The organism is Cytobacillus oceanisediminis (assembly GCF_007830235.1).
Taxonomy (GTDB): Bacteria; Bacillota; Bacilli; order Bacillales; family Cytobacillaceae; genus Cytobacillus; species Cytobacillus oceanisediminis.
This window is the reverse complement of the sequence record NZ_VLKI01000008.1, coordinates 98066-111001: the sequence shown is the minus strand read 5'-3', so window position 1 is coordinate 111001 and position 12936 is coordinate 98066. Positions and strand designations below refer to the sequence as shown.

11 protein-coding genes and 1 tRNA gene are annotated in these 12936 nt (G+C 41.4%); 8 read left to right on the top strand and 4 right to left on the bottom strand.

Annotated elements, in window-relative coordinates:
• Positions 1 to 89: 89 nt before the first annotated feature.
• Positions 90 to 1454 (top strand): TrkH family potassium uptake protein, encoded by a 1365-nt coding sequence (locus IQ19_RS14780; RefSeq protein WP_144543150.1) that lies wholly within the window; start codon positions 90 to 92, stop codon positions 1452 to 1454.
• Between the two features lie 48 nt (positions 1455 to 1502).
• Here the strand turns inward: IQ19_RS14780 and IQ19_RS14775 are convergent, their stop codons facing one another.
• Complete coding sequence (locus tag IQ19_RS14775; RefSeq protein WP_144543149.1) at positions 1503 to 1853, bottom strand: DUF3905 domain-containing protein; 351 nt, start codon at positions 1851 to 1853, stop codon at positions 1503 to 1505.
• A 151-nt stretch (positions 1854 to 2004) separates the two neighbouring features.
• Here IQ19_RS14775 and IQ19_RS28125 point away from each other — a divergent pair, with 151 nt between their 5' ends.
• Both IQ19_RS28125 and IQ19_RS28120 read left to right on the top strand, forming a co-directional pair.
• Entirely contained in the window at positions 2005 to 2166 is a 162-nt protein-coding gene (locus tag IQ19_RS28125) for a hypothetical protein (protein ID WP_199749478.1), read from the top strand.
• Entirely contained in the window at positions 2166 to 2318 is a 153-nt protein-coding gene (locus IQ19_RS28120) for a hypothetical protein (protein WP_199749477.1), read from the top strand. The genes IQ19_RS28125 and IQ19_RS28120 overlap by 1 nt, the downstream gene beginning before the upstream one ends.
• A 286-nt stretch (positions 2319 to 2604) precedes the next feature.
• Here IQ19_RS28120 and IQ19_RS14770 read toward each other — a convergent pair whose 3' ends face one another.
• Entirely contained in the window at positions 2605 to 4353 is a 1749-nt protein-coding gene (locus tag IQ19_RS14770) for a B12-binding domain-containing radical SAM protein (RefSeq protein ID WP_144543148.1), read from the bottom strand.
• A 206-nt stretch (positions 4354 to 4559) separates the two neighbouring features.
• Between IQ19_RS14770 and IQ19_RS14765 the strand changes: the two genes are divergently transcribed.
• From IQ19_RS14765 to IQ19_RS14755, 3 genes are read left to right on the top strand one after another with little or no spacing between them, the layout of a single operon-like run.
• The gene (locus IQ19_RS14765; protein ID WP_144543147.1) at positions 4560 to 5276 is read left to right on the top strand and encodes a (Fe-S)-binding protein; all 717 of its coding nucleotides are present in this window, start codon (positions 4560 to 4562) and stop codon (positions 5274 to 5276) included.
• Between the two features lie 32 nt (positions 5277 to 5308).
• On the top strand, positions 5309 to 6739 hold the full coding sequence (locus IQ19_RS14760; protein ID WP_144543146.1) for a LutB/LldF family L-lactate oxidation iron-sulfur protein: 1431 nt from the start codon (positions 5309 to 5311) through the stop codon (positions 6737 to 6739).
• Positions 6736 to 7455 (top strand): LutC/YkgG family protein, encoded by a 720-nt coding sequence (locus tag IQ19_RS14755; RefSeq protein ID WP_144543145.1) that lies wholly within the window; start codon positions 6736 to 6738, stop codon positions 7453 to 7455. Before IQ19_RS14760 ends, IQ19_RS14755 begins: the two co-directional genes overlap by 4 nt.
• Positions 7456 to 7822: 367 nt before the next feature.
• Here the strand turns inward: IQ19_RS14755 and IQ19_RS14750 are convergent.
• Positions 7823 to 7896, bottom strand: a tRNA-Arg gene (locus IQ19_RS14750).
• Between the two features lie 263 nt (positions 7897 to 8159).
• The gene (locus tag IQ19_RS14745; RefSeq protein ID WP_144543144.1) at positions 8160 to 9200 is read right to left on the bottom strand and encodes an acyltransferase family protein; all 1041 of its coding nucleotides are present in this window, start codon (positions 9198 to 9200) and stop codon (positions 8160 to 8162) included.
• Between the two features lie 347 nt (positions 9201 to 9547).
• Between IQ19_RS14745 and IQ19_RS14740 the strand changes: the two genes are divergently transcribed.
• Entirely contained in the window at positions 9548 to 10561 is a 1014-nt protein-coding gene (locus tag IQ19_RS14740) for a 2-oxoacid:acceptor oxidoreductase family protein (RefSeq protein WP_144543143.1), read from the top strand.
• On the top strand, positions 10561 to 12855 hold the full coding sequence (locus IQ19_RS14735; protein ID WP_144543142.1) for a thiamine pyrophosphate-dependent enzyme: 2295 nt from the start codon (positions 10561 to 10563) through the stop codon (positions 12853 to 12855). The genes IQ19_RS14740 and IQ19_RS14735 overlap by 1 nt, the downstream gene beginning before the upstream one ends.
• Positions 12856 to 12936 lie beyond the last annotated feature (81 nt).

Here is a 12936-nt window from a genome sequence, read left to right as displayed (position 1 = left end):
TCCTGCGAATTATCTTATATCACTTTAAAAAACAGGGTATATTCATTATGATAAGGGTTAGGAAAAATTTCGAAAGGGACAGGTACAATATGTGGAAAGACTTAAGACTCTGGCTGGATAAACTAACACCTGCCCAAGTAATATCAGGATATTATTTATTGGCAGTTTCTGTATCAGTTCTTTTATTAAGAATACCTGGTGTACATAAACCAGGTGTTGAGGTCGCATTTATCGACACAATTTTTACTGCAGTCAGTGCTGTCAGTGTAACGGGCCTGACAGTGGTTAATATTTCTGAAACATACAGCGTTTTCGGCTATTTTGTTATCATGTTTATTCTGCAGTTTGGCGGAATAGGAATTATGGCCTTGGGCACCTTCTTTTGGCTATTGCTTGGCCGTAAAATCGGATTGAGGGGGCGCCGCCTGATTATGGTGGACCATAATCAGTATGCTTTATCCGGACTTGTTAACTTAATAAGGGAAATTATTAAAATCATCCTTGTAATCGAGGCTTTGGGAGCGCTAATACTTGGCTTTCATTTTCTAAAATATTATTCCACATGGGAGGAAGCCTTTCTCCATGCTCTATTTGCCTCTGTAAGTGCTACAACTAACGGAGGGATGGATATTACAGGAGCATCTCTGCAGCCTTATGCTGGCGATTACTTTGTCCAGCTCATTCATATCATTCTAATTACATTAGGGGCTATCGGATTCCCGGTTCTTATTGAAACAAAGGCTTATTTGTTCAGAAATAAATGGGATAATGAACAGCCGTTCCGTTTTTCCTTATTTGCTAAGCTGACAACTGTTACGTATGCTGTTCTTTTAGTAATCGGTACTGTTATCCTGCTTTTGTTTGAATATGGCCATTACTTTAAGGGTATGAGCTGGCATGAAAGTTTTTTTTACGCGTTTTTTCAATCAGCTACGACAAGAAGCGGAGGCCTAGCAACTATGGATGTGAGCGAATTTACTATGCCTACGCTTCTGGTAATGAGTATTTTGATGTTTATCGGAGCTTCCCCAAGTTCGGTCGGAGGAGGAATAAGAACGACTACATTTGCAGTAAATATCCTCTTCATCTACCATTTTGCCAAGGGGAATCGTGATATTAAGGTTTTTAAGAGAGAAATTCACGAGGATGATATTCTGAAATCGTTGGCAATCACCTTGCTTGCGGTAGGGATGTGCTTTATCTCCGTTGTCACTCTCAGCATTACTGAACAAGAACACCATATTATAGAGATAATATTTGAGGTTTGTTCTGCTTTCGGAACAACAGGCTTATCAATGGGGATAACCCCAGAATTATCGAATATTGGAAAATGCATTATTATGGCATTAATGTTTATTGGAAGGATTGGGTTGACTTCATTCTTATATATTATTGGCGGGAAAGAAAAGCAGCCTAATTTTCATTATCCAAAAGAACGAGTTATTATTGGCTAAAAGAGCAGCCCGGAAGAGCTTCCGGACTGCTTTTTTACATTTATTGTCTTAATCAGTTCCGCGGCTGACATCCTTTGTCGGGTGCATGAAAGGATACCCCTGAGGCGGTTTCTTGCTTTCAAGCAATTCTTTGTTTTCAGTTGTGTTCCAGCCAATATCATTGGTCGGATGAACCCATTCATCGCCAGCCATTACTGCAGGATCTGTTTCATCGCTCCATTTTTCCAGGGGTGAGTTGTCTGAGGAGTAAAAACTGTCCCCAATCGTAACGCCGAACGAATTCTCAAACGGCGGCTGCAGCTCCATTCCAGTATCCTTAAAGCTTGGTGCCTCAATTTGGTGTGGAAGTGTCTCATCAATACCGAAGTTCTTCTTGTTTTTACTGTTCTTATTTGTCAAAGCGGCTCATTCCTTTTTTACTTATTTTTTACTGAGTGTGTTATTTTATTGATTGTTTTCAGCAGTAAAATAAGGAAACTGAATTCAGGAATGAAACCCGTTTTTTTACGGAAAATAAAAAAGTAAATTTTCTTTTCAGGAGGAGATTAGGATGGCTAAACGCAAAGCTGAATATAATGCGGTTGAGAAATATAGCAAAACACCTAAGAAAAACTTACAGGAATCAGAGTTTTCGGCTGAATTCAGCCAGGGTGAAAACCCAATGAAAAACGCAAACCGCAACTCCAAACATGGGACAGAGGGAAGAGCCTAGTGGAAAAAAAGGAGCAAAATGACGCCAAACAAAGCAATTCTTCTAATGTTGAATTTGGCATGGAGTTTGGCGATATAAATGCAAATAAATTATATGAACTTCCATTTATGAACCGTGAAAAAAATAAAAAGAAGAATGATGATAAGTGCTAAAAAAAACCGGCGAAAGTGGCCGGTTTTTTGCTGATCTTATAATTTGGCTATGTTTAAAGCTAAATGTTGATTTAGCACGTGTTGATTGGAGCGAAAGGCGCGAGAATCCTCGAAATTCCATTCGCATTTCCTTCGTGCGGTGTTTATTCAAAGAAGCTTTTCCAAAGTCCTGCGGGTGCAGCTACCCAAGGGGGACCCCGCAGGCGTAAAACGCCGAGGAGGCTCCCGGAAGCCCGCGGTTCTCTGAGTGCCTGCAGCGGAAGTCAACACTCAAGGTTAACAGAACCTATAATTTAAGAGAACTAGAAAAGATGGATACCTTTTCTGAACTCGAATCAAAATAGGCAAGAAAGGCAGTTTCCATCCTTTCAAGTTTTCCTTCGACTAAATATTTCTCTAAATTAAAAGACAATCTTTCGAGCAATGTGTGTTTATATATTTCCTTTTCATTCAGCTTAAGGCTGGAAAAATCTTCTCCAAGCTGTGCTGGATGTTCCAGCAGGTGCTGATAAATCTTTGACCTTTCCGCCCTTTCAAAGCTAGCCTGCCACCATGGCTTTCTTGGCTTGTACTTTTGCTTGGAAATATAGTCATACTTCATTAGACCTTCAACCATATCCAGGTCCGCTATATCTTTTGACTGCAGGAATTCAAACAGGCGTCTGAAAAGATCCTCTAGCTGATGTCCGATTCTGGACCAGCCTTTTAGCTCCCAATAGCTGCCAAACTCCTGGAAGAAATCGAATGGCGTTGGGAAGACTTTTGTAACCAAATATTCGATGGTGGCATCCATCCTGTGGTCATTCCAGTATTTCTCTAGTACATCCTCAACCTGTTTAATACGGATAATGTCATCAAAAGATAAAACATTATTCCCTAGTATTTCGTATGGTGAATGGTCCATATAGATATATTGATGTTCCTCGGCTCTTAGCCTTAACCCTGTGCCCCGGAGCATTTTTAAAAATCCAAGCTGCAGTTCTTCCGGGCGCATCGCAAAAACATCATTGAACGTTTTCTTGAATGAATGATAATCTTCCTCAGGCAAGCCTGCAATTAAATCAAGATGCTGGTCAATTTTTCCTCCATCTTTAACCATCGTAACAGTACGGCATAGCTTATCAAAGTTCTGCTTCCTCATTACTAGTTCGTTTGTATAGTCATTGGTTGACTGCACGCCAATTTCAAAACGGAACAGTCCTGAAGGCGCTTCCTTGTTTAAAAACTCTATCACTTCCGGCCGCATGATATCAGCAGTGATTTCAAACTGAAATACGGTTCCAGGCAGATGCTCGTCAATTAAAAATTGGAACATTTCAAGAGCATAGCTACGGCTGATATTGAAAGTCCGGTCTACAAATTTAATGGTTTTCGCACCGTTCTTCATTAAATATCTGATGTCTTCCTTAATCTTTTCTCTGTCAAAATAGCGTACGCCGACTTCGATTGACGAAAGGCAGAACTGGCAGCTGAAGGGACAGCCCCGGCTTGTTTCTATATAGGTAACACGCTTGGATAGATGTGGAATATCTTCTTCAAATCGGAATGGAGAAGGCAGCTCGCGCAAGTCAAGTTTGTTTCGCTGAGGGTTCGTATGCACCTGGCCGTTTTTTCTGAAAGCTAGGCCGTGCACGTTCTCCATATTCAAGCCGCCATCCAATTCTGTTAATAGCTGCTTAAAGGTCTCTTCACCCTCGCCAATAACGATATAATCAAACTCTTTAACATTCTCCATCCATTCAGCAACATCATACGTTACCTCAGGTCCTCCAGCTACAATATGAATGGAGGGATCAATCTTTCTAATCATTTTAATAACCTTAATCGTTTCTTCAATATTCCAGATATAGCAGCTGAAGCCGATCACAGATGGCTTTTTGCTGATAAGATCTGTAACAATATTCATTACAGGGTCTTTAATCGTGTATTCAGCTATTTCTACATTGAAATCTGGCTCGGCATATGCCTTCAAATAGCGAATCGCTATATTTGTATGAATATATTTGGCATTCAACGTACTTGCAATTACTTTCATCTATTTTAAACTCCCTTTATTAGCCAACTTAAACATCATATAATTGTATCATATTTTTAACGGAATTAAATGAAGTAAAACATTGTCAGTTCAGAGGCAGCAATCGCTGATAATTATTTGAATATTATTAAAACAACGCCAAAGCTTGTTAGAAATATAGTAAAATGTAAGATATAAAAATTTTATAGCTTAGGGAGAGGGAAAGAATGAAGGTAAGCCTTTTTGCAACATGCCTGGTAGATATGTTTCAGGGAAACGCCGGCAAAGCAACAGTCGAATTGCTTGAAAGGCTTGGATGTATAATAGATTTTCCGGAATCACAGGTTTGCTGCGGGCAGCCTGCATTTAATAGCGGTTATGTAAAAGAATCAAAGGAAGCAATGAAAAGGATGATCGAAGCATTTGAACATTCAGAGTATGTTGTTTCTCCTTCTGGTTCATGCTCTTATATGTTTCATGAGTATCTGCAAATTTTTAAAGGCGATCCAGTTTGGGAACCGAAAGCCAAAAGACTGGCAGAAAAAACATATGAACTCACGCAATTTATCGTGGATATTTTAAAGGTAGAGGATGTTGGCGCGAGACTTGATGGGAAAGCCACCTATCATACGTCCTGCCATATGACCAGGCTTCTTGGGGTAAAGGAAGCACCAATAAAATTATTAGGGAATGTTAAAGGCCTCGAATTTACCGAGCTTCCAGGGAAAGAGCAATGCTGTGGTTTTGGCGGAACGTTCTCAGTCAAAATGGCACAGATATCTGAACAAATGGTAGATGAAAAGGTCCATCATGTTGAAGAGACTGGATCGGAATTCCTGATAGGCGCTGACGCAGGTTGTTTAATGAATATCGGCGGAAGAATTGGGCGGCAGGGCAAGCAGATTAAGGTACTGCATATCGCAGAAGTATTAAATAGCCGCTGAACATACATGATTTTTGTTGGGGGGAATAGGAGATGGCTATGAAAATCGGCACGGACGATTTTAAAGAGCGTGTAAATGCCGGCATAAACAACAGCTTTATGAGAGGGGCTGTTTCAGGAGCGCAGGAAAGGCTTCAGACAAGAAGGCTCGATGCTGCTGCCGAGTTAGGGAATTGGGAAGAATGGCGGTCTCTTGCTGAAGAAATACGCAAGCATGTCCTTGAGAATCTTGATTACTACTTATATCAATTAAGCGAAAATGTGGCGGAAAGGGGCGGCCACGTTTATTTTGCTGAAACTGCAGAAGAAGCATCAAGTTATATAAGGGAAGTTATTGAAAAGAAAAAGGCCAAAAAAGTAGTTAAGTCAAAATCAATGGTTACGGAAGAAATCCATTTGAATGCCTGTTTGGAAGAGGCAGGGTGTGAAGTCATTGAAACGGATTTGGGAGAATACATCCTGCAGGTGGACGACCATGATCCCCCATCCCATATCGTAGCACCGGCCCTTCATAAAAATAAAGAACAGATTCGTGACGTGTTTGCGGAAAAGTTGAATTATCAGAATACTGAGAAGCCGGAAGAGCTGGCCTGGCATGCAAGAGAAATGCTTCGCCAGGAGTATTTAACCGCAGACGTTGGCATAACAGGCTGCAATTTTGCCGTTGCGGAAACAGGTTCCATAACGCTGGTAACAAATGAAGGCAATGCAGATCTGGTGACGGCTTTGCCAAAGACCCAAATTACTGTAATGGGTATGGAAAGGCTTGTTCCTACCTATGAAGAAATGGAGATACTAGTCAGCATGCTGACAAGAAGCGCAGTCGGCCAAAAACTTACCAGCTATATTACAGTGCTGACAGGACCCAAAGAAAGGCTCGATGTTGATGGTCCGGAAGACTTCCATTTGGTCATTGTTGATAATGGGCGATCAGGTATTTTGGGAGGAGAGTTCCAATCCATCCTGCAATGCATTCGCTGTGCTGCCTGTGTCAATGTATGTCCGGTATACAGGCATGTAGGCGGGCATTCATACGGTTCCATATACTCCGGTCCGATCGGAGCGGTCCTTTCGCCATTGCTGGGTGGCTATGATGATTATAAGGAACTGCCGTATGCCTCAACTTTATGCGGAGCCTGCACGGAAGCATGCCCGGTTAAAATACCGCTCCATGAACTCCTTCATAAGCACCGCCAGGTTATTGTGGAAAAAGAGGGAAGGGCTCCAATATCAGAAAAAATGGCTATGAAGGCTTTTGGACTTGGAGCAGCTTCGCCATCGCTCTATAAGCTGGGGTCAAAACTAGCTCCAACAGCGATGAACCCGTTTACAGCAGGCGATAAAATAACAAAGGGGCCAGGACCTTTAAAAGCCTGGACGGAGATCCGCGATTTTCCGGCACCAAATAAAGAAAGATTCCGGGATTGGTTCATAAACCGGCCAAAAGGAGGCGGACAGCAATGAGAGGAACAATTCAGAACAGAGACACTTTTCTCAGCAAAGTTGCAAGCCGCTTAGGCAGAGAAAAAAGAGCCTCAGAAGTCGAGCGGCCAAAGTGGAGTTATAACCCCCAGGATGCGGTTTTAAAAGAAGCGAATGCAGATGAATTGCTCGAAGCCTTAAAAACCCAGTGTACGAAAATACACACGGATTTGCTTGTAACGGACGCAAACCATTTACCGGAAACAGTGAAAGAAATTGTTTCCGAATATGGCGGAGGTCCAGTCGTAGCCTGGAAGGACGACCGCTTTGGACAATTCGGGCTTACACCGCTGTTCAAGGAAATCTGGCCGAAAGAAAATGTGGAAATACACGAATGGGATTATTCCTTGGAAAAAAGAAATATAGGGTATGCCGAGCATGCAAATATCGGAATCACGATCAGCGATATTACACTGGCTGAATCTGGCACAGCTGTCCTGTTCAGCGGCAAGAATCGAGGCCGCACTGTCAGCTTTCTGCCTGCTGCATCAGTAATCCTTATCCCTAAAAGCTCACTGGTTCCCCGCATGACACAAGCGGCAAGGATGATCCGTGAAAGAGTAGAGTTAGGAGAACAGGTAGCATCTTGCATCAATTTTATAACAGGGCCAAGCAACTCTGCCGATATTGAAATGAACCTCGTCGTCGGTGTCCATGGACCAGTCAAAGCAGCATATATTGTTATTGAAGATTTGTAAAAGGTGAAAGGGTGTGCTGAGAAAGGGATCAGCACACCCTTTTTAAATGCGGTTTTGGTGGTTCTGCTGCAATTAGTTTCGATAACAGCAGCTAGGGATAATCTTTTCTAAGGAGTGATTTATTATCTGCGATTTGGCATAATTTCGGTGGTTTAACATAGTGGATAATCAGAAAAAACAAAAGCACTTGGCTCCTCCTTCGCCAAGTGCGATGATAGCCACACATGCTATCCCCACTGCTTCCAAGATAGCATGCAAGTTTTATAATAGTAGTAAAAGCTTGTAAAGAATTATTTAACTTTCGTAAAAAAGGGAGGACAATATTAAAAACGCCAAACTTTGTTAAGATTGGCGCTTTTTCAGGTGACGTCCCAGGCGAGATTCGAACTCACGACCTACAGCTTAGGAGGCTGTCGCTCTATCCAGCTGAGCTACTGAGACAAGTTATTATTAATATACAGTTTGTAATTACATTCAGTATGGCTTTAATCCTGTTTCTTCCTCTACGAGTTAATCAGGGGAGTGAATGCGTCGAAACAAAGCTACACAGATGCAACTCATAGATGTCTACGCTTAGCTGAACTACTGGGACTTGAATTAAATGAACTTATGTGACACAGTTACTTATTATAATGCCTTTATCAGTTTTGGTCAATGGATATGCAAAAGAAAGAACCGGCCACTTTTAATGGCCGATTCGTCTTTTAGTTTGTAAGCTTTTTACGATAAAACCGGACATATGCCCTTGTTCTATCTTTTAACTTCTTTAGTTGTGAGGTTTTAAGTTCAATTATAGGCTGAGCAAATGATGTAATCAGTTTGCTTGATAAAAGCAGAGTCAGCAATAACGAAATACCAGCAAGCAGCAGGAAGGTTTCCGGTTTGTTAAAGTAGTTTTGCACATCGCTTTCCCTGAATACACGGACAAAGAAACCGTGCAGCAGGTAGACGTAAAGCGTATTTTTCCCCAGGTTTGTAAAGAAGTACTGCTTTTGGGGAACGATTGAGTAAAAGCTAAATACCATGATTAAGCTAAGGATATAGAATCCCAGTCTTGTAAATACTGCTCCAATAGAAGCTGCACCCATATCTGTATATGGCTTGGAACCAAGGAGCCATTTATAATCTATATCCGGATAAAAGTAGAAACCGGTAAAGACAACTGCAAACACAATTAATGCACTAATTCTGAACTTCGGTTTAAATAGGGCATAAAAATGCTCTTTCTTTAAATAATACCCCAATAAAAATAAAGGAAAGAAAACAAAAGTCCTTGATAAACTTAAATAGTTTGAGATCCAGTCGGCATACCCGACGGCAAGGCCAATCAGCAGTGCGGCTGTCAATGAATAAACTGCTTTATGCTTGGCAAAGAAAAGCAGCATAATATTCCAGCAGAACATGCTGATCAGGAACCATAAAGACCAATGCGGGTTAAACGGATCCATTTCAAACGTTCCTTTATTATATAAAAAGTAATAGAAAACGGAATAAATGACCTGAAATATGATATACGGCAGTATGAGTTTTTTTGCGATTTTCTTTATATAGCCTTTTTTGTAAAAGCCTTTTGCAAAAAAACCAGATACTAATATAAATGCCGGCATATGAAAGGTGTAAATAACCTTGTATAAGGTGTAAATCGTTTCATTATCTTCAATAAAAGAGCGGAGCAAATGCCCGAATACGACAAAGAAGATTAAAATAAACTTGGCATTGTCGAAATAATAATCACGTTGTTTCATAAATCCTCCTCTATTAAAGACCCCCAAAAACTCTCTCTTTCTTTACCCACTTTAACATGAAGCAAACTCCTTTTCTCGTGTAAATAGAAGGTGTAATTTACATATAAAGTAAAATAAAAACGGGTGATCTAAAGTGTTATAATACAATATTTCCTCTGTTATATAATTATGTAAGCGGGATCACCTCATATATTATAACGCTCCATTTAAATTTCTTAAATCTGTTTCAATTTTTTTCTCTGAAATATAACATTTGTCACAGATAAATGGAATTAGTTCTTTTAGAATTGCCTTAGGGGAAAATTTTACGGTGTTTTAAGCCGTTTACCATATGAGGGAGGGAGAATATGTCAATCTTACCTAAAACAAATGAATTGGGATTTTATGAAATAAGGCTGGAGTCGATTGGCGGCCTTGGCGCCAATCTTGCAGGCAAAATGCTCGCGGAGGCTGGTGTTCTGGGGCTTGGACTGAATGGATCCAATTTTTCGTCTTACGGCTCTGAAAAAAAAGGCTCTCCAGTCAAAGGGTTTGTGAGATTTTGCGAAGCTGATACCGAAATACGGGCACATAGCCCAATTGAGCAGCCTCACGTTATCGGCGTTTTCCACGAAGCATTATATAAAATGGTGAATGTTGTCAGTGGCATGGAGCCTGAAGGAATTCTGCTTGTTAATTCTGCCAGGGAGTTTGATGATATAAAGCAAGATTTGAAACTGGAATATGGAACACTTGCCATTGTGGATGCCCTGCAGATAGCAGTAGAAGAAAAAACAAAAGTAAATACTGCGATGCTCGGAGCACTTTTCAGAATTTGCGATTTCCTTGATCCGGAGTCAATGAAAATGGTTATCCGCAAAACCTTTGAGAAAAAATATCCGCACCTTGTGGAACCCAATATCCGTACCTTCGATAGAGGATTTAATGAAGTAAAGTTCAAAACCTATGAAACTCCTGATAATGCAGAGGGGAAAGAGTTTCATAGAGCAGCACCTCAACTGGGCTTTGAAACCCAGGAAATCGGAGGAGTGATCACTGCACAGGCAAATAGTATTCTGAAAGATCTAAGCGGTTCAAGACAGGGGTTTCTGCCGCAATTTGAGCAGGAGCAATGCATCAACTGTGCAGCCTGCGATACAGTTTGCCCGGACTTTTGCTTTGTTTGGAAGGAGGGGGAAGACAAAAAAGGCAGGAAGCAAATGTTCCTGCAGGGTATCGACTATCAGTACTGTAAAGGCTGCTTGAAATGTGTCGAGGCTTGCCCAACTAGTGCTCTTAGTGACATGCGGGAAACAATGGGATTTGCGGATGCCCATAGGGTAAAGCAAAACTTTTCTTTAGCAGCAGGGGGGATGTTGTAATGGCAATTTTAGAAGATAACCTGAAAACAATGAAAGCAGCTGAACAGCTGACGACTTTTGAATCGGGAAATGAAATGGCTGCAATGGCAGCAGCACAGATCAATTATCACATTATGGGCTATTTTCCCATCACTCCTTCAACTGAAGTTGCTCAATACCTTGATCAGATGAAGGCAAGAGGGGAACATGATATTAAACTGATTCCCGCAGATGGCGAGCATGGCTCTGCAGGGATTTGCTATGGGGCTGCAGTCACAGGTGCACGTGTTTTTAATGCGACAAGTGCCAATGGTTTAATGTACATGCTTGAACAGCTTCCCGTTCAATCAGGAACCCGCTTTCCAATGGTTATGAACCTTGTAACCCGTTCAATCAGCGGTCCGTTGGACATTAGAGGGGATCATTCCGATTTGTATTTCGCACTGAATGCGGGCTGGGTTATTTTAACGGCCAAAACCCCTCAGGCAGTGTACGATATGAACATATTGGCGCTTAAAATCGCTGAGCATTCAAAAGTTCGCCTGCCTGTAATTGTTGCTTATGATGGCTTTTTCACCTCCCATCAAAAAAGGAAAGTAAATTATTTTAAAGACCGCAAAATTGTACAGAAGTTTGTAGGTGAATGCCCGACAGATTACAACTTTGCCAGAGATCCTAAAAAGCCTGTTACAATCGGTGCCCACATGAATGGGGACGATTTAATCAACAATCATTACCAGCAGTCAGAAGCAATGTATGCGGCTGGAGAAGTGTTTAAAGAAGTGTCGGAGGAATACGCCAAACTGTCCGGGCGTGACTATCCTGTACTGGATTTATATGGGATGGAAGATGCAGAGGTTGCCCTGTTCCTGCTAAATTCAGCTGCAGAGACAGCAAAGGATACAGTTGATAGCTTGGGCAAGCAAGGTATTAAAGCAGGCGTAATCAGCCCCAATATTATCCGTCCATTCCCGTCGGAGGAAATCCGCAAGGCTTTAAAGAATGTAAAAGCCCTTTTGATTGGGGAGCGTGCTGATTCATATGGCGGCCATGGACCAAATCTTACACACGAAGTAAAATCAGCTTTGCAGGAAGACCCTGAAAATCAAACCATTGTGTTAAGCAGAGTCTTTGGCCTTGGGGGAAAAGATTTCTATGCTGATGATGCAGAGGCGTTTTTCTCAGCTGCAATTGAGGCCAAAGAACAGGGCTATGCCGAAAAAGCATTTGATTATTATGGCCATATTCCCGGCAAGAAAGAGCAAATGCTGCTGCCAGTAATCACTCCGCAGCATGGAGAAGTATATAATACTGGATTGATTAAAACGGAAAAAGACCCTGAAACCAATAAATTAAAAGTTAAAATACCACCCCTCCGTGTGCTTGCTTCAAAACCGAAGCGAATTGCTTCAGGACATGGAGCTTGCCCAGGGTGCGGAATTTTTACAGGATTGGAATTGTTCTTTAAAGGGATTGAAGGGGATATAGTTGTCTTGTTCCAAACGGGATGTGCTTATGTAACGACTACATCCTACCCTTATTCATCTCATAAGCAAACGATGATTCATAATCTCTTCCAAAACGGGGCAGCTACCTTATCTGGAACACTGGAAGCCATTTTGGAATTAAAAGAGCGCGGTGAAATAGAAGTGTCAGATGATGCCACGTTTGTGATGGTGACCGGTGATGGAGGCATGGACATCGGAATGGGCTCAGCCATTGGCACTGCTCTTCGCAACCATAAGTTAATTATGCTTGAATATGACAACGAAGGCTATATGAATACAGGTTCGCAGTTGTCCTATTCAACACCGAAAGGCCATATGACAAGTACAAGCAATGTTGGCCGCACTCAAAAAGGGAAGAGCTTCCACCATAAGGATACAGCACAAATTATGGCGTCCACGAATATACCTTACGTATTTACCGGCAGTGAAGCTTTTCCGCAGGATCTAATTAAAAAGGCGGCAAAAGCGCAATGGTTTGCGCAAAACGTAGGAACTGTATATGGAAAGATTTTAATAACCTGCCCGCTGAACTGGAAGTCTGAAGAACGATATGGTGAAAAGATTCTTGAGGCTGCTGTAAACTCTTGTTTTTTCCCTCTTTATGAAGTAGAGGAAGGGATTACAACCATTACTTATAATCCGGAAGAAAAAAATAAAAGAGTTCAGCTACCTGAGTGGCTTAAATATATGGGCAAAACAAAGCATTTGCTGAAGGATGAAAACAAGATGCTTCTCAGTGAATTGGAAGAAGAAATTGAGTATCGATGGCAGCGAATCAAAGCCAAGCACGAACACCCATCACTATAATGGCAAAAGGCAAAGTACCGCGTGTACTTTGCCTTTTTTTATCCTATAAAATGGCCAAATGGAAAAATAATCTTTAAATGT

What these genes read in the sequence shown, in the direction of transcription:
- IQ19_RS14745 (WP_144543144.1), bottom strand. Translation starts at nt 9,200, where the DNA reads ATGAAACAACGTGATTATTATTTCGACAATGCCAAGTTTATTTTAATC.
- IQ19_RS14780 (WP_144543150.1), top strand. Translation starts at nt 90, where the DNA reads ATGTGGAAAGACTTAAGACTCTGGCTGGATAAACTAACACCTGCCCAA.
- IQ19_RS14740 (WP_144543143.1), top strand. Translation starts at nt 9,548, where the DNA reads ATGTCAATCTTACCTAAAACAAATGAATTGGGATTTTATGAAATAAGG.
- IQ19_RS14760 (WP_144543146.1), top strand. Translation starts at nt 5,309, where the DNA reads ATGGCTATGAAAATCGGCACGGACGATTTTAAAGAGCGTGTAAATGCC.
- IQ19_RS14755 (WP_144543145.1), top strand. Translation starts at nt 6,736, where the DNA reads ATGAGAGGAACAATTCAGAACAGAGACACTTTTCTCAGCAAAGTTGCA.
- IQ19_RS28125 (WP_199749478.1), top strand. Translation starts at nt 2,005, where the DNA reads ATGGCTAAACGCAAAGCTGAATATAATGCGGTTGAGAAATATAGCAAA.
- IQ19_RS14765 (WP_144543147.1), top strand. Translation starts at nt 4,560, where the DNA reads ATGAAGGTAAGCCTTTTTGCAACATGCCTGGTAGATATGTTTCAGGGA.
- IQ19_RS14770 (WP_144543148.1), bottom strand. Translation starts at nt 4,353, where the DNA reads ATGAAAGTAATTGCAAGTACGTTGAATGCCAAATATATTCATACAAAT.
- IQ19_RS14735 (WP_144543142.1), top strand. Translation starts at nt 10,561, where the DNA reads ATGGCAATTTTAGAAGATAACCTGAAAACAATGAAAGCAGCTGAACAG.